13 protein-coding genes are annotated in these 20,356 nt (G+C 64.4%); 8 read left to right on the top strand and 5 right to left on the bottom strand.

From position 1 onward, the window contains the following. Positions 1-18: 18 nt before the first annotated feature. Both JQ587_RS23925 and JQ587_RS23920 read left to right on the top strand, forming a co-directional pair. A complete protein-coding gene (locus JQ587_RS23925) occupies positions 19-1,107 on the top strand; it encodes a glycosyltransferase (RefSeq protein ID WP_212426908.1) in 1,089 nt (362 codons plus the stop codon). 100 nt (positions 1,108-1,207) lie between these two features. Then, positions 1,208-2,275 carry an endo-1,4-beta-xylanase gene (locus JQ587_RS23920; protein WP_212426907.1) on the top strand — a complete coding sequence of 356 codons (1,068 nt, stop codon included), beginning with the start codon at positions 1,208-1,210 and terminating at the stop codon, positions 2,273-2,275. Positions 2,276-2,297: 22 nt separating this feature from the next. Here the strand turns inward: JQ587_RS23920 and JQ587_RS23915 are convergent, their stop codons facing one another. Continuing rightward, positions 2,298-3,092 carry a protein-L-isoaspartate O-methyltransferase family protein gene (locus JQ587_RS23915; RefSeq protein WP_212426906.1) on the bottom strand — a complete coding sequence of 265 codons (795 nt, stop codon included), beginning with the start codon at positions 3,090-3,092 and terminating at the stop codon, positions 2,298-2,300. Continuing rightward, positions 3,089-6,553 (bottom strand): ATP-binding protein, encoded by a 3,465-nt coding sequence (locus JQ587_RS23910; RefSeq protein WP_212426905.1) that lies wholly within the window; start codon positions 6,551-6,553, stop codon positions 3,089-3,091. Before JQ587_RS23910 ends, JQ587_RS23915 begins: the two co-directional genes overlap by 4 nt. 135 nt (positions 6,554-6,688) lie before the next feature. On the opposite strand from JQ587_RS23910, the gene JQ587_RS23905 reads away from it, so the two are divergent. From JQ587_RS23905 to JQ587_RS23890, 4 genes are all read left to right on the top strand, one after another. Beyond that, positions 6,689-13,117, top strand: a complete 6,429-nt coding sequence (locus JQ587_RS23905; RefSeq protein WP_212426904.1) for a non-ribosomal peptide synthetase — start codon at positions 6,689-6,691, stop codon at positions 13,115-13,117. Positions 13,118-13,257: 140 nt separating this feature from the next. Beyond that, positions 13,258-13,425 carry a hypothetical protein gene (locus tag JQ587_RS23900; protein WP_212426903.1) on the top strand — a complete coding sequence of 56 codons (168 nt, stop codon included), beginning with the start codon at positions 13,258-13,260 and terminating at the stop codon, positions 13,423-13,425. Between the two features lie 227 nt (positions 13,426-13,652). Beyond that, positions 13,653-14,384 carry a 4'-phosphopantetheinyl transferase family protein gene (locus tag JQ587_RS23895; protein ID WP_212426902.1) on the top strand — a complete coding sequence of 244 codons (732 nt, stop codon included), beginning with the start codon at positions 13,653-13,655 and terminating at the stop codon, positions 14,382-14,384. Beyond that, complete coding sequence (locus tag JQ587_RS23890) at positions 14,381-15,361, top strand: LLM class flavin-dependent oxidoreductase (protein ID WP_212426901.1); 981 nt, start codon at positions 14,381-14,383, stop codon at positions 15,359-15,361. The genes JQ587_RS23895 and JQ587_RS23890 overlap by 4 nt, the downstream gene beginning before the upstream one ends. Before the next feature lie 43 nt (positions 15,362-15,404). Here JQ587_RS23890 and JQ587_RS23885 read toward each other — a convergent pair whose 3' ends face one another. The 3 genes from JQ587_RS23885 to JQ587_RS23875 form a co-directional block, all read right to left on the bottom strand. Beyond that, on the bottom strand, positions 15,405-16,430 hold the full coding sequence (locus JQ587_RS23885; protein WP_212426900.1) for a histone deacetylase family protein: 1,026 nt from the start codon (positions 16,428-16,430) through the stop codon (positions 15,405-15,407). 130 nt (positions 16,431-16,560) lie between these two features. Beyond that, positions 16,561-17,502: an SMP-30/gluconolactonase/LRE family protein gene (locus JQ587_RS23880; protein ID WP_212299986.1), complete on the bottom strand. Its 942-nt coding sequence runs from the start codon at positions 17,500-17,502 to the stop codon at positions 16,561-16,563. Further along, positions 17,459-19,534 carry a PQQ-dependent sugar dehydrogenase gene (locus JQ587_RS23875; RefSeq protein ID WP_212426899.1) on the bottom strand — a complete coding sequence of 692 codons (2,076 nt, stop codon included), beginning with the start codon at positions 19,532-19,534 and terminating at the stop codon, positions 17,459-17,461. The genes JQ587_RS23880 and JQ587_RS23875 overlap by 44 nt, the downstream gene beginning before the upstream one ends. A 207-nt stretch (positions 19,535-19,741) precedes the next feature. Here JQ587_RS23875 and JQ587_RS23870 point away from each other — a divergent pair, with 207 nt between their 5' ends. Beyond that, positions 19,742-19,975, top strand: a complete 234-nt coding sequence (locus JQ587_RS23870; RefSeq protein ID WP_187437037.1) for a DUF6894 family protein — start codon at positions 19,742-19,744, stop codon at positions 19,973-19,975. 9 nt (positions 19,976-19,984) lie between these two features. Next, positions 19,985-20,158: a hypothetical protein gene (locus JQ587_RS23865; protein WP_212299988.1), complete on the top strand. Its 174-nt coding sequence runs from the start codon at positions 19,985-19,987 to the stop codon at positions 20,156-20,158. The last annotated feature ends 198 nt before the right edge of the window (positions 20,159-20,356 follow it).

Below are 20,356 nucleotides of genomic sequence, written 5' to 3'. Positions count from 1 at the left end.
TGTGTGGACGTGACTAAGATGGACGTTGTCGAACGTTTGCGGGCAAACCCGGCCTCCCTGCCCCATGGCGGGACGGATGCGTCCCTGGTCCCGGCCTCTCCTGCTGACGGGGGCGAGCGGATGACGCTCAATTTGTTCTTCGAGGAGAGGGACGACCGCTGGTTTCCGGGCGACCGCCACGTCCGGCCGCTGCTGCGGCGCATGCTGCTCGGCAAATCCTGGATCAGCGGCCAGCGGCGCGTGTTCCTCAATCTCTGTGCCGGGCTCGACCGGGTCGGGATCCGCTACCGCGTCAACGATTACGGCCATGCCCGCAAGCACCCGGAGGAGCTCGCCTGCATCATCGGGCGCCCTTTCGTGCTCGACTGGTTTGCATGGCAGAACCCGCTCCTGCTCGGCGTCGTCATGTACAACCATCCGATCGAAATGCCGGAGCGTCTCCAAGACCTGAACACCAAGACCATGTTGGTGCCCTGCACTTGGTACGCGGAGATGTGCCGGCCGTATTGGCCGCATGTCGAGGTGTGGCCGGTCGGCATCGAAACCGACTTGTGGACGCCAACGCCGGCCGCGCAGAAGAGCGTCGACGTGCTGCTCTACGACAAGGTGCGCTGGGAACACGCGCGCTATGAGAGCGAGTTGATCGGGCCGATCCGCCGGCATCTCGAAGCGAGCGGCCGCTCGGTCGAAGTGATCCGCTACGGCCATTACAAGGAAGACGACTACAGGACAGCGCTGGCGCGCTGCCGCAGCATGGTCTTTCTCTGCGAGCACGAGAGCCAGGGCATCGCCTGCCAGCAGGCGCTGTCGAGCGGCGTGCCCGTGTTCGCCTGGGATCGCGGCGGGCCCTGGCAGGACCCGGAGTATTTTCCCGACAGGGTGAATTACGAAGGCGGCGTGTCCTCGGTGCCCTATTTCGATGCACGTTGCGGCCGCAAGTTCATCGACGCGACCGGCTTCGTCTCTGGCTGGAGCGACTTCTGGTCGCACGTGAGTGCGGGCGACTTCGCGCCTCGCGATTATGTGATGGACAATCTCACGCTCGAAAAGGGCGCGCTTCACTATTACGGCATCGCCGAGGCGGCGATGCAGCGCCAGGCGCGCTGACAGGGCCGTTCGCGAAAGTTAACCCAACAAAGGGAAACCCAGGCGTCGCAAGGCACCGCTTGGTACGATGGCGCGTTGGTTCCGGAAGGACTGCCGCCGCGTGACGAAGCTCGACAGACGACAATTTCTCCTCGGTAGCGCCGCAACACTCGCGGCGAGCACCTCGGCGTCAGCACTGCCGGTGTCGAAGCTTGCGCAGCGTCGTCCGGGCTATGGGGCGGCCGCCACGCTCTGGGACCTGCAAGCCGACCCGCGGGTCGGCGAGGCCATCAGCACCTATTGCACCCAGGTGGTGCCGGTGCTCGAGCTGAAATGGCCGATGCTGCGGCCGGACGCGCACACCTTCGCCTTCGAGCGCGCCGATGCCATCTGGGATTTCGCGCAGAAGAACGATCTGGCCATGCGCGGCCACACCCTTGCCTGGTATCACGACATTCCAGACTGGACCAAGCAGATCAAGGATTCGAAGGGTATCGAACGCGCCTACGTCGATCACATCTCGACCGTCGTCTCCTATTACAAGAACAAGCTGACCTCGTGGGACGTCGTCAATGAGCCCATCCCCGACAATCCCAGAGGCGTCACCGACCGGCGCGATACGTTCTGGACGCAACATCTCGGCGACCGCTGGATTCCGCTCGCCTTTCGCACGGCGGCCGCGGCCGATCCCTACGTCAAGCTCGCGATCAACGAATACGATATCGAGTCGGCCAAGGATTCGTTCATCGCCAAGCGTGCGGCCTTCCGCAATCTCATCATGAGCCTGCTCGACCAGGGCGTGCCGCTGCACGCGGTCGGACTGCAATCGCATCTGCATGCCGAGCTCGAGATCGATACCCATGGGCTCGCCGAATTCGTCACCGAGCTCCGCGCATGGGGCCTCGAGGTCTACGTCACCGAACTCGACGTCGACGATCAGAAGCTGACGGGAAGTCCTTCGGAACGCGACGCCATCGTTGCCAAACGTGTCGACGATCTCCTGACGGCGATCTCGACCAGCGGGCCGGTACGCTCGATCCTGACCTGGGGCATTTCTGACCGCTACAGCTGGATCAACGGCATCGTCACTCGCAAGGACAAGCAGCCCAACCGTCCGCTGCCGCTCGATGGCGAGTTCAAGCCGAAGCCGTTCATGGACGTCATCAGCAAATTCACGAAGGACGTCTAGGACCTAACGCAGGAAGGCATTGTTAGCCATCCGACGGCAGCCCCTGCGCGATGCCGCGAAAGCGCAGCGGCGCCAGGGTTGATGCCCGCTGCCACCAGTCGGCAACGCGATCGTCGAGCGCCGTGAGCCCACGGCCCTGACCAGGGAAGATCCGGATCTGCTGCACCGCCTCGGCCTCGAACGCCCTGCCCTTGCGCGTGATCTTGAGGGCGGCACCTTCACGGTCCCGTTGCGTCAGCGGCACCAGCAGGCGGCCGCGCGGGCGGAGCGATTGAAGCCAGAGCGGATGCGGATGCGAGAAGCCGGCATGCACGAAGATGACATCGGCCGGCTCGCTGATGTCCCGGCAGCCATCGCCGCTGATAACCCCGACATTCGGATAGGGGCGAAGATAAGCCGCTGCGCGCGCTGCGAGCCGCTCATCGCATTCGATGGCCTCCACCCGGCCCCTCGGGCCCACGATCTCCGACAGGATCGCCGAGAAATAGCCGAGCCCGCAGCCGATCTGGACCACACGGTTCTTCTCTCCGACGTCGAGCACATCGATGAAGTGCGCCCACAGGCTCGGCAGTCCGGTGTCGAGCTTGCGGCGCGCGTCGACGGCGACCAGCACATTGTCGTAGAGATGGACGGGGTCAGCATCGGGTGTCAGGCGATAGCTGCGCGCCGCCTCGCTCTTGATGCGCCACGGCCCCTTCGCCAGAAAGTTTTCGCGCGGCACCGCCGCCAGGGCTGCGAGGAGGCGCGCCGAGGAGATCCGTTCCCGCTTTGCAATCAGTTCGACATAGCGCGCCCGCGCAGCGGACAAATCGCTCATTTCACCGGATCGGCCTGCGGACGAGCGGGTGTGTCGCCACCGAGCTCGTGCACGAGCTGCATGGCGAGCTTCAGGTCCGGCGTCAGGAAGCCCTCGTTGAACTTGCCGACGATCGGCAGGAGCAGAAGGCTCGCATGCTCGCGCTTGCCGGCCTCATGCGACAGACGCGCAAGGCTGATAGCGGTCCTGAGCTCCCAGGACAACGCGCCCTGCTTGCGCGCCGTCTCCAGCGACAGGGCGAACAAATCTTCGGCATCCTGCACCGAAGCCGGATTGCCGTCCGACAAAGTGATCTCACCCTGCAGGCGATAGACCTCGGCAAGGTAGGAGTGATCGCCGGTCCGTCTCGCGGTCGCCAGCGCACCATCCAGTGCGCGCAGGGCGGCATCGCGCATGCCAACCTTGGCATAGGCTTCCGCGAGCAGGCAGCGGAACCAGCAGCCGGCAAGCCAGGAATCCATTGCCTCGTATTCGTCGAGGCCGGAGCGCATCTGGCTGATGCCCTCTTCGGCCTCGCCGAGCTGCGCAAGCGCCCAGCCGCGCAGGATCGTGGCCTGCTGCTTCCAGTGCAGGAAATTGTGCTCGGTGGCGATAATCATGGCGCGGTTGGCATGATCGCGCGTGCCCTCGATATCGCGCAAGTGCTGGCAGAGATAGGCGCCGAACACCAAGGCGAAGGCAAGCGAGAAGGGATGGCGGATCTTCTCCGCATGCTGGATCGCCTGCTCGCTGTGCTGGCGCGCCGCATCGGGCTGGCCGAGGAACCAGAGAAGGTAGCCGAGATAGGACAGCGAGACGACGCCGGGATCGGTGCCGTGACGCTCCATCAAATCGGAGTGCAGATCGGGACTGTAGAGATCGATGCAGCGGTGCAGATGATGCTGCGCGGCCGCGAAGCGCCCGCGATAGAGCATCGTCATCGCGATCGAGCGGTGCGCCTCGATCAGATAGCCGGTCTGCTGCGCGGGCTCCGCCCGCTCGTTCAGTCGTTCGCGCTTGGCGAACTTCAACAGCTCGACGCTGAGATCGTGCGCGCGGGTGAGGTCGGCGCGGATGAAATGGCAGACCCAGAGCCCACGGGTGGCGGCAAAGGCCTTCTCGTCGTCGTCGAGCTGCTGGCCAAGCTCGAGGGCGCGGATGTAGTTCTCCTCGACCTCCTGCACGGCGTAGCCCTTGGCGGCGATCAACGCATTGCCGAGTGCAATGCGCAGCTCCAGCTCCATCTCGTCGGCCCCCTGCATGCGCGCATTGGCCTGCACCACGCTCAAGCCCCGGCGCAGATGGCCGATCGCCTCCAGGTTAGCGCCGCTCCTCGCCGCCTGCTTGCCGGCCTTGAGCCAGAAGCTCGCCGCGCCCTCGCTCTGACCGGATTCGGTGAGATGATAAGCGAGCAGCTCCGGCTCGCGCTCGGTCTTCTCCGGATACATCTCGGAAAGCACCTGGGCGATGCTGGCATGCAGCTTGCGACGCTCGCTGTGCAACAGGCTTGCATGCGCCGCGTTCTGGATCATCACATGCTTGAAGGAGTAGAGCGCGTCAGGCGGATGGCCGCGGCGCATGATCAGCCCCGCCTCCTCCAGATGCGTCAGCGCCGCCTCGATCTGCTCCGCCGGCGTGCTCGCGACCGCGTGCAGGGTCTCGTAGGAGAACTCGCGGCCGATGGTGGCGCCGATCTGCGCAATCCGCTTGAACGGCCCCATCCGGTCGAGCCGCGCCATCAGCGAGTCCGTCAGCGTCGCCGGGATCGCGAGCTGCCGCCACGGACCCGACAGCACGTAACGCCCGTGACGCTCGGTCAGGAGATTGGATTCAAGGACCGTTTTGGTCAACTCCTCCAGGAACAGCGGCACGCCATCGGTCTTGACGATGATCTCCTCGACGACCTCCTTGGGAAGCTCTCTGCCGGCAACGCGCTCGACCAGCGTCGTGCGCAACGGCCGGCTGAGCCTGTTCAGCACCAGCGTGGTGATATGCGAATGCGCGTTCCAGCTCGGCTGGAATTCGGAGCGCGCGGTGATGATGGCAAGGATCGGCCGGTTCTGCACCCGGTCGACCAGGAGATCGACCACCTCGCGGGAGGTCGGATCGATCCAGTGCAGATCCTCAAAGGCCATCACCAGCGGCATCTCGCGCGCGAGGCCCAGGAAGTGATTGACCAGCGCCGCGACAGTCGCGTCCTTTTGCTGTTGCGGCGACAGATCGAGCGGCGGATAGCGCTCCCCGGTTGGGATCGACAACAGGGCAGCAAACAGCGGCGCCACCTGCTCGATATCGCCGTGGGCCGCAGCAATCGCCGTCTCCAGGCTCGCCAACGACAACGCGGACGCATCTTCGCGGTCGAGGCCGAGCGAGAATTTGAGCTGCTCGACGAACGGATAGAAGGCCGTCGAGGTGTAGTAGGGCGAACACTGGAACGAGACCTGCCCGTGCCGGTCGCCCGAAATCCGCTCAAAAATCTCCTGGATGATGCGCGACTTGCCGATGCCGGGCTCGCCGAACTTGACGACGACCTGGCCGTCGCCGTCCTTGACCTGCTGCCAGCGCCCCATCAGCAGCGCGATTTCCTCCTCGCGATTGACGAGCGGGGTCAGCCGCGTGCCCATGGCAGCGGCAAAGCGGGTCTCCACGCGCGTGGCCCGCACGACGTGCCAGGCCTGGGCCTTCTCCGAGATGCCCTTCAGCGCATGGGCGCCGAGATTGCGATAGTCGAACTTGCCCTTCAGAAGCGACTGCGTCGAGGCGGAGATCACCACGCCGTTGGGCGGCGCCAGCGCCTGCAGACGCGCGGCAAGATTGACGGTCTCGCCGACCGCGGAATCGCGTTCTTCCGTGCCATGGCCGACGAGGTCGCCGACCACGACGAGGCCGGTCGCGATTCCGATGCGAACGGCGGGAGCATGGCTGAGCGCACCGCGCGGCTCGATCGCGCGCGCCGTCGAGAGCACCCGCACGATCTCGAGCCCGGCGCGCACCGAGCGTTCGGCATCGTCCTCATGCGCGGTCGGATAGCCGAAATAGACCAGAATGCCGTCGCCGACGAAGCGGGCGGCAAAGCCTTCGTAATGCTTGACCACGCGCACGCAGGTTTCGCGGAAGCTCGCGATCATGTCGCGCACGTCTTCGGGGTCGAACTGGGCCGAGAGCGCGGTGGAGTCCACCATGTCGCAGAACATGGTGGTGAGCTGACGCCGCTCGGCGCCGACCTCGGTACGAGCCGGCGGGCGCGCGGGTGCGACCGGCGCCTCCGCCGTCTCGGCCTGAAACAGCGCGGCCATCGCTCGCTGCAGCCGCTTGCGATCGCCGAGCGGCAGTCCGAGCTCGGCAAGATCCGCCTCGGTCAGGTCCCCCATGACGTCCAGATCGAGGCGGTGCTGCGCGAAAAGGTCGGTGTAGTGGCCAAGACCGACGCCTTCGAGCCAGCGCTTCAATCCGACTTCCGTCTCGGCCTCTTTCTCCAGCATGGTGATCCCGCCCGACACTCTCTCCGTCGAAGGGCTTAAGGTCCCTCAACCACAGATTTTGGGGCCCAAACTTCACCTCGGACTGGACGCATTCCCTAACTCTTGGGAAGAATAGCCCAATCGGATCAAAAAGGAATGGCATTGTCGGGGATTGCATCCCGGGAGCAAGAGGGATCGGACGGCCTCGGCGCCGAAGCCGTTACTGTCGGCCGCCTTCTCGCCTTCCACGCCCGAACGACGCCGACGGCGCCCGCTCTGCTCGCCCCCGGCCGGCCGCCGCTCAACTATGGCGCGCTCGGCGCCAGGATCGAACATCTCGTCCAAACGCTGCGCGGGCTCGGCATTGCATCTTCCGACCGGATCGCTGTTGCGCTGCCGCGAGGAGCCGACAGCGCGCTGGCTCTGATCGCGGTTGCCTCGGCCTGTGCCTGCGTCCCCGTCAATCCCGATCTGACGGCGGACGAACTGCAACGCTATTTCAGCGAATTGAAGCTGACGGCGCTCGTGACGCGGGCCGACATGAACTCAGCAAGCCGCGACGTCGCCAAGACGCTCGATATCGCTGTGATCGACTTCGTGCCGGGGCCGCAGACGGATCTCGGCGGCTGCGAATTCACTGGCCCGACGATCGGTCCGGCCAGCACGAATGGCGGCGCGAGCGCCGAGGACGATGCGTTCATCCTGCTGACGTCGGGCACGGCGGCACGGCCGAAGATGGTGCCGCTGACGCACCGCAATGTGTGTCTCTCCGCACAAAATGCCGGTCGCGTGCTGTCACTCGTTCCGCATGATCGCCTGCTCAACGCGCTGCCGCTGTTTCACGCCCATGGATTGATCTCCGGCCTTCTGACCGCACTCGCGGCGGGCTCCAGCGTGATCTGCACCAATGGTTTCGACGCGCCGTCCTTCTTCGGCTGGATGCGGGATCTGCAACCAACCTGGTACACGGCCGTGCCGACCATTCATCGCGCGCTGCTGACAGCGGCCGAAGCCGACCCCGACCGCGTCCGATCGTCATCGCTGCGCGTGATCCGCTCTGCCTCGGCCTCGCTGGCACCCGCGATCCTGAACGGACTGGAGACGACGTTCGGCGTCCCCGTGCTCGAAACTTACGGGATGACCGAAGCGGCCTCGCAGATCGCAGCCAATCCGTTCGAGCTGCGCAAGATCGGCTCGGTCGGCCGCGCCGCGGGTCCCGAGATCGCGATCATGGACGAGACCGGCCGCGCGCTTGCAAGCGGCGAGCGTGGCGAGATCATGCTGCGCGGGCCGAACATGAGCCGTGGCTATCACAACGACGAGGCTGCGACGCAGGCCGCGTTCCGCAATGGCTGGTTCCGGACCGGAGATCTCGGCTATCTCGATGCCGACGGCTATCTCTTCATCGTCGGCCGCATCAAGGACGTCATCAACCGCGGCGGGCAGAAGGTGTCGCCGCTGGAGGTGGAAGAGGTGCTGCTGACCCACCCGGCGGTGCTGGAAGCCGGGGTCTTCGCCGTTCCCCACACAAAGCTCGGCGAGAACGTCGCCGCCGTCGTGGTGCTGCGTTCCGATTCCGGGGCGACCTCCGACCAACTGCGCCAGTTCGCGCGCAAACGTCTTGCCGCCTATAAGGTTCCGAGCCTGATCGGCAGCGTCGCCGCGCTGCCGAAGGGCGCCAGCGGCAAGGTCAAGCGCAACGCGCTGGCCGCGCTGATTTCAACGGAACATGGCGACGACGAGAAGCAGCAGCCGGGCAACGCGCTGGAGGCCCAGCTCGCGGAGATCTGGTCCAATCTGCTCGAGCTTCCGAGAGTAGGCGTCGATCAGGACGTGTTTGCACTCGGCGCGGATTCGCTCGCGGCGACGCAGATGCGTTCGCGCCTGCGCGAGCGCTTCAACGTTGACTTCTCCTTCGAGGACATCTTTGATTGCGCCACGGTCAGGGCCCTGGCGGCCCGGATCGAGGCCACGACGCATCGCGATCCGATGCTGCCGGCGTGGCGCCAGACGACTTCCGGGGAAGACGCGCCGCTATCGTTCCAGCAGCAGCGGATGTATGTGCTCTCACGTCTGGACCAGACGCGCTACAATTACAATGTCGTCGAGGTCGCTCTGCTCAAGGGCGTGGTCGACGTCGCAGCGCTACGCGCGAGCCTCGCGTCGATCTGCACAAACCAGGAAGCTCTGCGCTCGGTCTTCGTCGAACGCGAGGGCGAGCCTGTGCAACGCGTGCTTCAGACGCTGCCGCGGTTCGAGCGCATCAAGCTCGAACCCTGTCCTGCGCACCGGCTGCCGGCGGTCGTCAGGCGCGAGGCGCTGAAGCTCGCGCAATATCCGTTCGATCTCGCCCGCGAGCCGCCGTTGAAGGTCACGCTGCTCTCGTTCGACAAATCAAGCCATGCGCTGGTGGTCAACGTCCATCATCTCGTCACCGATGGCTGGTCGCAGCGGCTGTTCTGGGAGGCGCTCGCCGCAGCGTATTCCGGGCCGCGCAAGCAAAGCGCGGCGGAGCTGCCCTCACCCAGCTTCCAATATCGCGACTTTGCGCGGTGGCAGCAGAGCTGGGCGCAATCTCCCGCAGCGAAGGAGCAGCTCGATTACTGGCGGGCGCAGCTCGACGGCGTCACCACGCTGCCGCTGCGGACCGACCGGCCGAGGCCAGAGGTCTGGAGCGGCCACGGCGCTCGTCATTATTTCGAATTCTCCAAGCCGCTTTCGGCCGGCATTCGCGCGCTGAGCCAGGATCAGGGCGTGACGCCCTTCATGACGCTGCTCGCGGTGTTCCAGTGTCTGCTGTTCCGTCATACCGGGCATGAGGACGTCGCGACAGGATCGTTGATCGCAAACCGCAACCAGATCGAAAGCGAGCGCCTGATCGGACTGTTTGCCAACACGCTGATCCTGCGCAACGATTTTGGCGGTGATCCGACCTTCGGCGAAATGCTGCGGCGGGTGCGCCAGGTCACGCTCGATGCCTTTCGCAACCAGGACCTTCCGATCGAGGAAGTCCTCCGCGTGTTGCAGATCGCACGAAGGACGGATGGCAATCCGTTGTTCCGGATCATGTTCATCCTCCAGAACGCCTCGATCGAGGCCGCGCGGTTCTCCGGCCTGTCGACACGCCGGCTGGAGGTCGACCCAAGAGTCGCGCGCTTCGACATCACGCTCGAGCTGGTCGAGGCCGAGGGCCGCTTCACCGGCTTCTTCGAATACGCCAGCGATCTGTTCGACGCGGTGACGATCGAGGGCATGGCCGCTCAATTCAAAACCCTGCTCAAGGCGGTCATCGCCAATCCCGAGCAGCGCATCTCGCGCCTGCCGCTGCTGACGGACGCGGAACGCCGGAACTTGCCCGCGAAAGGCCGGACGGCCAATTTCACCACGCGCGGCAATCTCTGCGAACGCTTTGAGCGGCAAGCAAAGAAGACGCCGAATGCCATTGCCGTATCCGATGGACATCTCGCCCTGAGCTATCGCGAGCTGGCACGCCGGAGCCAGGCGATCGCGCGCTGGCTTACCCGCGAAGGCGTTGGCGCGGAGGCGGTGGTCGCACTGCTGGCGGATCGCGGCCCCGACCTGCTCGCCGCGATGATTGGAGTGCGGCGCGCCGGCGCGGCCTTCCTGAACCTCGATCCCGAGCAGCCACCGGCACGGCTCGCAACCATCCTCGGATCGAGCTGCGCAACCGTACTGCTGACGGGGCGCATGCAGGCCGCCATGGTCGACGCACTGCTCGAGCCGCTGGTTGCGCGCATCCAGGTCGCCGAGATCAAGGATGCGCTGGCGCGGGACTCGGTCAGGCCGGTGCGCGCGGTGCGGCGCGCGAGTTCGAGCCTCGCCTATCTCATCTACACGTCCGGCTCCTCCGGTGCGCCGAAGGGTGTCATGATCGAACAACGCGGGCTGTCGAACCATCTGGCATCGCTCATTTCCGAGCTGGGCCTCACGCCTAAGGACGTGATCGCGCAGACCGCGCCGCAGAGCTTTGTCATCTCGGTCTGGCAGTTCCTTGCCGGTCCCATGGCCGGCGCACGCGTCCATGTCTGCGGCAATTCGGTCGTGCAGGACCCGATGCTGCTGGCGCGGGAGATCGAACGCGAGGGAATCACGGTCCTCGAGATCGTGCCCTCGTTGCTCCGCGTGATCCTCGAACGCCTCGACGAGGCGCCCATGCAGCGCGCCTTTGTCAAGCTACGGCTTCTGATCTCGACCGGCGAGCCGCTGCCGGTCGACCTTTGCCGCGCGTGGTTCGCCCGCTGCCCGAAGGTGCCGCTGATCAACGCCTATGGCGCTTCTGAATGTTCCGACGACGTCTCCCTGCATCGGTTGACCAAGGCGCCCGCCGCAACATCGATCAACGTTCCCGTCGGTGCGCCACTGCCCAATACCCAGCTCTACGTGCTCGGTCCTCATCTGGAGCCGCAGCCGATCGACGTGGTTGGCGAGCTCTGCATCGGGGGCGCCGGCGTCGGGCGCGGCTATATCAACGATCCCACCCAGAGCCGGCAACGCTTCATCCCCGATCCGTTCGCGCGCGCAGAGGGCAACCGGCTGTACCGTACCGGTGACCTCGCCCGGCGCCGCGCCGATGGGACGATCGAATGCCTCGGTCGCGCCGACCTTCAGGTCAAGGTCCGCGGCTACCGCGTCGAGCTCAAGGAGATCGAGGCTGCGCTTGCCGACCACGAAAGTGTGCGCGCCGGCATCGTCGAGCCGCGGCGCGATGCCAATGGCGATGTCAGGCTGATCGCCCATATTGTCGCCCAATCCGGCAGCCAGACCAGCGCCAACGAGCTGCGCGACTTCCTCAAGAGCCGGCTGCCGGGCCATGCGATCCCGTCGGCGTTCCTGTTCCTGGATCAGGTGCCGCTGAATGCCCATGGCAAGCTCGATCGCTCCGCCCTGCTCGCGCCCGCGCAGCACGAAGCCGCAGGGACCGAGGCGGCCGTGCCGGCGCGACGCTTCACCGAAAAGGTGCTGTCCGACATCTGGATTGATCTGCTGAAGGTCGAGAACCTCGGTGTCACCGACAATTTCTTCGACCTTGGCGGCCATTCGCTGTTGGCTGGCCAGGCGATGGCACGCGTTGCCCGTGCGCTCGGGGTCTCGCTGCCGATCAAGACCATTTTCGAGGCGCCGACGATCGAGGAACTCGCCCAGCGGGTCGACGAGGCCGTGGCCACGAAACTGCAAAAGCCTGTGACGGCCGTCCCGCGCCTGTCCGAAACTGGAGCTCCAAGGCTGTCGATCGCGCAGGAGCAGATGATGCAGATCGAGCAGAACCTGCCCGACTTGCCGCTGTTCAACCTGCCCTTCGCCTTCCACCTTGAGGGTCCGATCGATCCACGCCTGCTGGCGCAGGCGATCGACGACATCGTGCGCCGCCATGAATCATTGCGGACAGCGTTCGGCTGGAACGGCGAGGAACCGGTTAGCCGCATCGATGCGCCAGCCATGTTAGGCCCTGTCCTGACCGTCGAGACCATCGGTGACGGGCTGCCCCACAACAACAAGCGACGCAGGGCGCTCGAGCGCAGGAAGATCGAGCTCCTGATTGCGCAGGAAACTTATACCCCGGTCGACGCCGCCCGGGCGCCGCTGCTGCGGGCACGGTTGCTGCGCCTTCACGCCGAGGATCATATTTTGCTGCTGACGCTGCATCACGCCATTGCTGATGGCTGGTCGATCGGCGTGCTGTTCGAGGAATTGTCGAGCCGCTACGCCGCGCTGATGGGCCATCCGTCGGCGCCTTTGCCGAAGATGCCGCTCGCATTCTCCGACGTCGCACGCTGGCAACGCTGGTGGTGCGGTACCGAGGCGGCCCGCCGGCAGGCTGCCGACTGGACCGAGAATTTGCGCGGTGCAGCTCCTCTGTTTGACGGCAAGGCCCGCCCGGGCGCATCGAGCGGCCATCATCCGCTCAGCCTGAAGCACGACCTGGTCGCCCGCCTCACGGCCTATGCGCGCCAGCACAACGCCACGCTGTTCATGTGTCTGCTCACCGGCTTGAAGGCGCTGCTGCTGGCGCAGACCGGACGCACCGACATCGCGGTCGCCACCGCCATGGCCGACCGCGCCCAGCCGGACACCGAGCGGATCGTGGGCCCGTTCGAGAACACCGTGATCGTCCGCAGCCAAATCACGCCGGATCTGTCGTTCACGCAGGCCTTGGGCCGGGTGCGCCAAAGCGTGCTCGATGCGCATACGCGGCAGGAGCTGCCGTTCAACATCCTCGCCGATCATCTGGAGCAGGAAGGCATCGATCCGGCCTCGCTGCTCCAGGTCTATTTCACGCTGCAAAATCCGCTGCGTCAGCCGCTCGACCTGCCCAATGTGACGGTGCGATCAATCGGAAACGTCGCGCGCGAAGGCCAGCCGGTGCTGCCGGTCGACCAAACCTGGCTGTCGCTGATGCTGAAGGAGCGCCCGAACGGAATTACGGGTTCATGCAATTACAAGCGCGAGCTGCTCGACGGCGGCGTGGTCGGCGCCTGGATGGAGGATCTCGTCACGCTGCTGGAGGACGCCCTCACCCAACCCAATGCGCCGCTCCACCGGCTGCTCGATCGCCGAGCGGCATGACCGGTTGTGCAGGACAGACGAATAAGGGTTCACGCGCCAGAACTGTGAATGACCAAGTTGCATCTTGATTATTTGGCGCCAGCGCGCAAGATGATTCTCGCGTTTTGATTTGGACGATTATTTTCAACCGGGGGAGCGTTATGGGTTTCATCAAATTTACCAAGGGCACCTCGTTGAGTGACAAGGACCGCAAGGCCCTGCAGAAGCTGCTCACCGACGAGAAGAAGAAGCTCCAGTCCGCACTGAAGGACGTCGACGCCAGCCTTTCGATGCTGGGCGGGAAGAAAAAGGCCAAGAAGAAGAAGTAAGATTCGTCGGCCGGGACGCTGCACGAATCTTCAGATTTCATTTTCAAGTTGGCCGCTCGCCTGTCGAGTTGGGGTCTCGCACAAGCTTGCGCCTGTAAACCGGCCAGCAATCGACAAGAATTTGCCGGAGTGGGCCGCTAGAAGCGGTTCGCTCAGTTGCTCTCTGGTCGCTTGATTCTTCGGTCAGGGCCGGATTTGGCCTCCACCTGACGCTATGGGCCCATTTGATGGCAGACGACGGAATTGAATTGTTTGTCGGACTGATCGAGAGCATTGACTCGCCGGGCGCGGTTGATGCGTGCCGGCGGCTGCTCTCGGTCGACGAACGAATCCGCGCTGACCGCTTCATGTTGGAGCGGCATCAGCGGCAATATATCTTCGCGCATGCGATGTTGCGCATGGCGCTCTCGTACGCGGCTCCCGATGTCGCGCCGACCGATTGGTCGTTTTCGACGGGCCGCTACGGGCGGCCCTTTGTCGCGGCGCCCAAGAGTTCGGCGCCGCTGCATTTCAGCCTGTCCCACGCCGACGGCTGCGTTGCTTGCGTCGTATCGAAGCATGAGGCGGTCGGTGTCGACGTCGAGACCGTGTCGCGGCGCGTCGCGCCGCTGTCGACCGCGCTCCGATTCTTTGCGCCGGAAGAGGTCGAAACGCTGCGCTGCCTGCCGGAACGCGCTGCGATCGAGCGCTTCTTCGACTATTGGACGTTGAAGGAAGCCTATCTGAAGGCCAGAGGGTTTGGGCTCAATCTGCCGCTCGATGCATTTGCGATGCAGGTGTCGCGGGAGACGATCGAGATCAGCTTCAAGCCGGATATCGCCGACGATCCCGCCGGCTGGCGCTTCTCGCTGTGCTCGCCCTCACCCTCGCACCGCCTGGCGATCGCCGACGGCTCCCGCGCGGCCGGCGGCCTTCGCATCACCCGCAACGCTTGGCCGCTCCAGGAAGCGGCGGAGTGATGGTGGCGCGGCTGCGCGTCTTTCCCGCAATCTCGCGCAACCGCGATCCCCAGAAATATGTCGGCGAGCTGATGCGGGTGGCCGAGTTTGCCGACCGCAATGGGTTCGAAGGCATTTTGCTTTTCGAAGGCAACGACGTGTTTGTCGAGCCTTGGGCGATGGCCCAGCACATCATGGCAGCGACGACGCGATCTTCGCCGCTGATCGCCGTCAATCCGGTCTACATGCACCCGTTCACGGTGGCGAAGTTCGTGTCGTCCTTTGCGCAGCTCTACGGCCGCAAGATCTATCTCAACATGATCACGGGCACCGCGATCAGCGACTTGCAGGGGCTCGGCGACGAGCAGTCGCATGCCGACCGCTACGTCCGGCTCGGCGAGTTCGTCGCATTGATGCGTGAGCTGCTCGCGAGTCCGCGCCCGGTGAATGTCAACGGCCGGTTCTACCGCGCCAATAATCTGCAGCTGCGGCCGCGCCTGCCGGCCGAGCTGATGCCGGAATTTCTGATCGCGGGGCAATCGGAGGCGGCGCAGCGCGTCGCCGAGGAGACCGGCTGCATCAAGATGCAGATGCTGCCGCCCGACCTCGATCGTGGCCTCATCGCATCAGGAATGAATTTTGGAATCTTCGCACGCGAGAGCAGCGAGGAGGCACGGCAGGCGGCGAAAGCCCGCTTCCGCGACAATCCTGACGATCGCGAGCTGCTCGCGCTCACCGTAGAGAATTCGGATTCCGTCTGGAAGCGGCAACTATATGAGGGCCAGAGCGGCGAGCTCGCCGACAATGGCTATTGGCTGCTGCCGTACCTCACCTTCCAGGCCGACTGCCCCTATCTCGTAGGCAGCCATGCCGAGATCGGCGCGAAGCTGGAGCAGTTTGCAGCGAAGGGCCTGACCACGGTCATGCTCGACATGGTCGCGGACGAGACCGAAATGCAGCACGTCTGCAAGGCGCTGGCCGCGAGCGGGATGTTCTAGTTTTTGTCCCTCGCCCCGCTTGCGGGGAGAGGCAAAAGAGACCTCACCTTGCTTCTTCAAACCCCGCCAGCGCCGAGGTCAGATTGGCGCCCAGTATATCCGAGAGATAGCCACCTTCCTGCACGAACACGGTCGGCAGGCCCATCTTCGCAATGGCCTGCCCGATGCGGCGGAAGCCGGGCGTGGTGACGGCGAGGCCCTTCAACGGATCGTGCTCGGAGGCATCGAGACCGAGCGCGATCACGAGGGCGCCGGGGGCAAAAGCCTCGATCGCCTTGCGCGCGACGTCCATCGCCTGGATATAGCCATCGTCGCCGGTGCCGATCGCCAGCGGAATGTTGAGATTGGCGCCGAGGCCGGCCCCCTCGCCGCGCTCATGCGCATAGCCCCACACGAAGGGATAATAGGCGGTCGGATCGGCGTGGATCGAGATCGTGTAGACATCCGGCCGCGCGTAGAAGATTCCTTGCGTGCCGTTGCCGTGGTGGACGTCGACATCGAGGATCGCAACGCGCTCGTGCTTCTGCCGCAGATGTGCCGCGGCAATCGCGCTGTTGTTGAGGAAGCAGAAGCCGCCGGCCATGTCGCGATAAGCATGATGACCGGGCGGACGGCAGAGCGCGTAAGTCGCATCTTCACCGTCCATCACCATCTGCGCCGCCGTGACCGCGACATCCGTCGCCGCGCAGGCCGCGGCCCAGGTGCCCGGGCCGATCGGCGCTGCGGTATCGGCGGTGTGCCAGCCGAGCTTGCCGACAATGTGGGTGGGATAGGTCGCGGCATGACGTACGGGATGGATGTTACCGATCATCTCCGGGCCGGAATCGCCGAGCGCGGTCCAGGCGTCCCAGGCTTCGCTCAGGAACGACAGATATTCCGGGCTGTGAATACGGGCGCGCGGGCCCTGCCCGAATGTGGCCGGCTCGACCAGTTGATGCTTGCCGTCCTTCAATCCCTTGAGCAGACGATCGGCGCGCTCAGGCTGCTCGGTGGTGCGCTTGACGACGCCGCGAACCAGGAAGAATTGCGGATCGTGGCTGCGATGCAGTTCGGTATGGACGGCTTTCACTCAAACACTCCGTGGTCGCTTTTGACGATGCCACAGATTGTCTTGATCCCTGCAGCCGCCGGAAGCAAGCAAGAAGAATGCCGCCCTCGTGGCACCGCCCTGCGCGAAAAGCAGGTCGCCTCTGAATTGCTCAGCAGCGGCCACGCTGGAGACAGTGCTCGCGGCCCTGCTGGTCGGTACGGAAGGATTCGATGAAGCCGCCCTGGCGCTGGGTGACGAAGACGGTCTTGCCGTCGCTGCCGCCGAAGGCGAGATTGGTCGGCTCCTTGGCCTTGAGCGCAATCTCGCGCTCGACTGCACCATTGGGCTTCATCAGCGCGATCGTGCCCTTGAGAATGCGCGCGATGTAGAGGCGGCCGGCGACGTCGGTGCGCAGGCCGTCGATGGTGTCGGGCTGGAACGCCTTGACCAGTTTCGCGTCGATCAGCTCGTTGCCACGGATGCTGTAGGACCAGACCTGGCCATTGCTGGATTCGCCGACATAGAGCGTCTTGCCGTCGGGGCTGAGATCGATGCCGTTGGTGGTACCCATCGCGCGCGGCGCTGGCATGATCTGCCCTTGCACCGAGCCGTCGGCGGCTTTCGCAATGCGCCAGATGTGGCCTTCGCGGCCCTTCCAATTCGGATCGCTCGCATAGATCGTGCCATCGCGGGCGACCGTGATGTCGTTGGGCTGGCTCATCTCGTCGGAGTGAAACCAGACGCCGGGTTCGGTGCCGCCTTTCGGGATCGCAAAGATGTTGTGCTTCTTGTAGTCGGCGATCAACATCGTGCCGTTGCGATCGAAGCGAATGGCGTTGCCGACGCTGCCCTCGGGCAGCTGCGTGAAGGCTTCCGAGGCCGCACCACCCGCGGGCAATCTACCGATCGTGCCGGGTTTGCCGAAATTGACGACAAAGAGGTTGCCATCGAGATCGGCGGCAGGCCCTTCAATACCGAAGGTGTATTCGCTCGCAGGCGTGACCTGCACACTTTCGAACAGTTTCGTTTCGGCTGCCGCCAGCGGCGCGGCAACGGCGAGCAGAAGGCTACTGCACAGGCACCAGAAATTCCTGCCGGATGTAATAGCCATCGTCGTCGCTGCACTCGCCATTCAGGTAAGGATCGGCCGGCCGGAAAAACCGGCTGAAACCCGGTTTGTCTACAGCGTTCCTTTGTGTCACGACGACGACCTTGGCGGCCGGTATTTCGCCGCATTCCTTGTTCGTCTTGCTGAAAAACTTGCGCTGCGGCAGACCGGGCTTGATACGCATCGGCGTTCCCGGAACCATCTTCGCGACGAACAGGTCAGCGGTATTGAGCAGAGCTGCGTAACCGGGCTCGGTCTTCGGCAGGCTCTCGCCGCCGGGCGGCATCAGCTTCTCCGCGCCGATACCGCGCAGCCGCGTGCGCAGCTTGCCGGACGCCGGATCGCCCGGATAAATCCAGCCGTCCTGCGACAGCATGAAACGGAGCATGGTCGCGTCCTTTTCTGCATCGGACTGACCGGCCTTCAGGCCGAAATCGGAATGGCAGCCGACGCAATGCTTTTCGACGAGGTTTTTGCGCAAGCTGGTGAGCCGGATCTTGTTCTGTGCATCCTTGGCGACGAAGGAGGCAAGCTGGTCAATCAGCGCCTGGCTGCGCGTATCGCAGGGCAGCGGCGGCGACGGATCGCCCTCGGCGCGATCGATGCGGATGACGGTCTGGTTCTTGTCCTCGACCAGCCAGATCGCACCGTCCTCCGCGATAGTCATGCCGACGGGGGCGCCTTGCGGCCGCGCGCCATTGACGCGGTGCCAGCCTGCGATCAACTCCTCGAACGGTGCGGCGGCGACATCGCCGGCCTCGGTCTGAAAATTGTGGGTCGGATCGGCCGCACAACTGACATGGTAGCGCACCGGGGCCGGAGCGGACTTTGGAAAACCGTGGTCGTCGACATCGTAGACGAGGATGCGACTGCCAGTCGGGCGATAGCCATGCAGGCCGACCAGCAGCTTGCCTTCCAGCTCCGGAAATTTCGCCCCGTGATAATACAGCATCGCGAGCGGTGCACCGTGCGGCGGCAACAGCGAGAACGGCGGCTTATAGAGCGCATTGGCCGAGCACAGCGATTTGTACACGCCGGATTGCAGCACGAGCCTGAACTCGGGGCTCGGCGTCGACAGGTCGTAACAATAGGGCCAGCCGTAATGCCTGCCCTGCTCGATCGCGTTAATCTCCTCGTTCGGCTTGAAGATATCAGGCAGGTCGCGGCCGTTCTCTCCTTGCAGGAAGGCGTAGCCCGCGTCCGGGAAATTCGGATGCAGCGCCAGCGCCAGCGAATTGCGCAGGCCCCGCGCGTAAATCGTATGGGGTGGATCGGGATCGTTCGGCCTCAATGCCGGGAAGACGCCGCCTGATGGCGGTGTGAACAGCCAGATTGCAGCCATCGCGGAGGCGCCTTCGGCCGCGGCGCATGGCCTCGTGATCGGCGCCGGCGTGATGCAATCGTCGCTATGGGCGCCGACATTGACGAACAGCCGCCCGTTGCGATCGAACACGAACTGCTTGAGCGGATGTGCGGCCTCGTCGAGCTTGGTCCCATCCGGCAGAGTGATGCGGCGGCCCGGCATGTGACGGATGATGGTCTCGACCGTGCCGCGCGGATTGTCCGCGAGCGGATCAAACCGGAAGATGGTCTCGGCGGTCGAAGCGTAGAGTTTCTTGTCCGGACCGATCACGAGGCCGAACGGATATTCGATCCCGGTCAGGAGCTCCTTGAACCGCTGGCCGCCGGCCGCGCGTGGATCCAGCAGAAGCAGCCGGCCATCGGCGTGGCCCCAACCGCCCATGTCGGCGACAACGAACAGGTCACGGCCGGGTACCTGGATGATCGACCGCGGAAATTTGAGATGGTCCTCCTCGCTGGCAACGAGGCCGGCGCAAAAGCCCGCCTTCATGTCGATCCGGAGCTTGGGAAAGGCGAGATCGCCGCTGCCGCAGGTTTCCGCTCCCACCGCGTAGCCGCTTTTCCTCACCGGTTCGGACGCGGACGGCGAGGCGAAGCCGAGAATGATCGCGGCCAAAGTGGCGATACCTGCACGCAAGCTTCGCCGTCCATCCTGGAATGTGAGCTGATTCACAGCGGCGCCCCCGACTTTCGGTCGAAGGTTGTTCCACGCCGTGCAGGCCCCGTCCAGTTGGACATCACCGGCCTGTGATCAAACCTGCAGGGCGCATGGAGCCGACCAACCTCCGTAGATTCCCTTACCGGGCTTGGCCCGAATATTTTTCGATCGTTTCGGGTGGTACCGATATGCCGTCCAAATCGCTTTCCAGAGGAGGCGTCTATGGTTCAGATGTATTTCCACTGCTCGAATGCCGAAGGCACGCTGATCGATCGCTACGGCACCGCAGTCGCCAATCTGACCGAGGCGCGCGACCGCGCCGCCCAGATCATGCGCTCGATGATCGAGACGCCCGGCGCAGAAGACTGGCGCGATTGGGTGATCCATATCAGCGACGACGACGGCGAGGAAATATTCGATCTCCCCTTCACCGCCATGCTCGGCAAACCCCATTGAGGTGATGCCATGTTCGCTTCATTGACCCTGCTCCGCCAGCCCTTCACCTTCGTCGCCAGCAAATGGCAGAAATTGGTACAGATCGCGGGCAACCCTTATCGTCCCGAACTGCACTACATGCGTGGCCCTGGCCCGAAATGGCACGCCAAATATCAGGCCAGCCGACTGAACCGCGGGCTCTGAGTTTCTGCGGCCTTCGCCGCCCTTTCCTGAAAATTAGCCTCTCCATTCGTCATGCCCGGGCTTGTCCCGGGCATCCACGTTTTCGGCCTCTGCATGAAAGAACGTGGATGGCCGGGACAAGCCCACGGCTGTCCGGTTTAAATTTATTGGACGAAGCGCATGGCGTTGATTCTACTCGATCCTGGACGTCTGCAAGCG

Origin of the sequence: Bradyrhizobium manausense (assembly GCF_018130615.1) — a bacterium.
Classification (GTDB): domain Bacteria; phylum Pseudomonadota; class Alphaproteobacteria; order Rhizobiales; family Xanthobacteraceae; genus Bradyrhizobium; species Bradyrhizobium manausense_A.
The sequence above is the reverse complement of the archived record's forward strand: the minus strand, read 5'-3'. Positions and strand labels throughout refer to the sequence as shown.

Bases quoted from the DNA above. Each gene is read 5' to 3' on its own strand.
- JQ587_RS23925 (WP_212426908.1), top strand. From the start codon at position 19: ATGGACGTTGTCGAACGTTTGCGGGCAAACCCGGCCTCCCTGCCCCAT.
- JQ587_RS23915 (WP_212426906.1), bottom strand. From the start codon at position 3,092: ATGAGCGATTTGTCCGCTGCGCGGGCGCGCTATGTCGAACTGATTGCA.
- JQ587_RS23910 (WP_212426905.1), bottom strand. From the start codon at position 6,553: ATGCTGGAGAAAGAGGCCGAGACGGAAGTCGGATTGAAGCGCTGGCTC.
- JQ587_RS23905 (WP_212426904.1), top strand. From the start codon at position 6,689: ATGGCATTGTCGGGGATTGCATCCCGGGAGCAAGAGGGATCGGACGGC.
- JQ587_RS23900 (WP_212426903.1), top strand. From the start codon at position 13,258: ATGGGTTTCATCAAATTTACCAAGGGCACCTCGTTGAGTGACAAGGAC.
- JQ587_RS23895 (WP_212426902.1), top strand. From the start codon at position 13,653: ATGGCAGACGACGGAATTGAATTGTTTGTCGGACTGATCGAGAGCATT.
- JQ587_RS23880 (WP_212299986.1), bottom strand. From the start codon at position 17,502: ATGGCTATTACATCCGGCAGGAATTTCTGGTGCCTGTGCAGTAGCCTT.
- JQ587_RS23870 (WP_187437037.1), top strand. From the start codon at position 19,742: ATGGTTCAGATGTATTTCCACTGCTCGAATGCCGAAGGCACGCTGATC.
- JQ587_RS23865 (WP_212299988.1), top strand. From the start codon at position 19,985: ATGTTCGCTTCATTGACCCTGCTCCGCCAGCCCTTCACCTTCGTCGCC.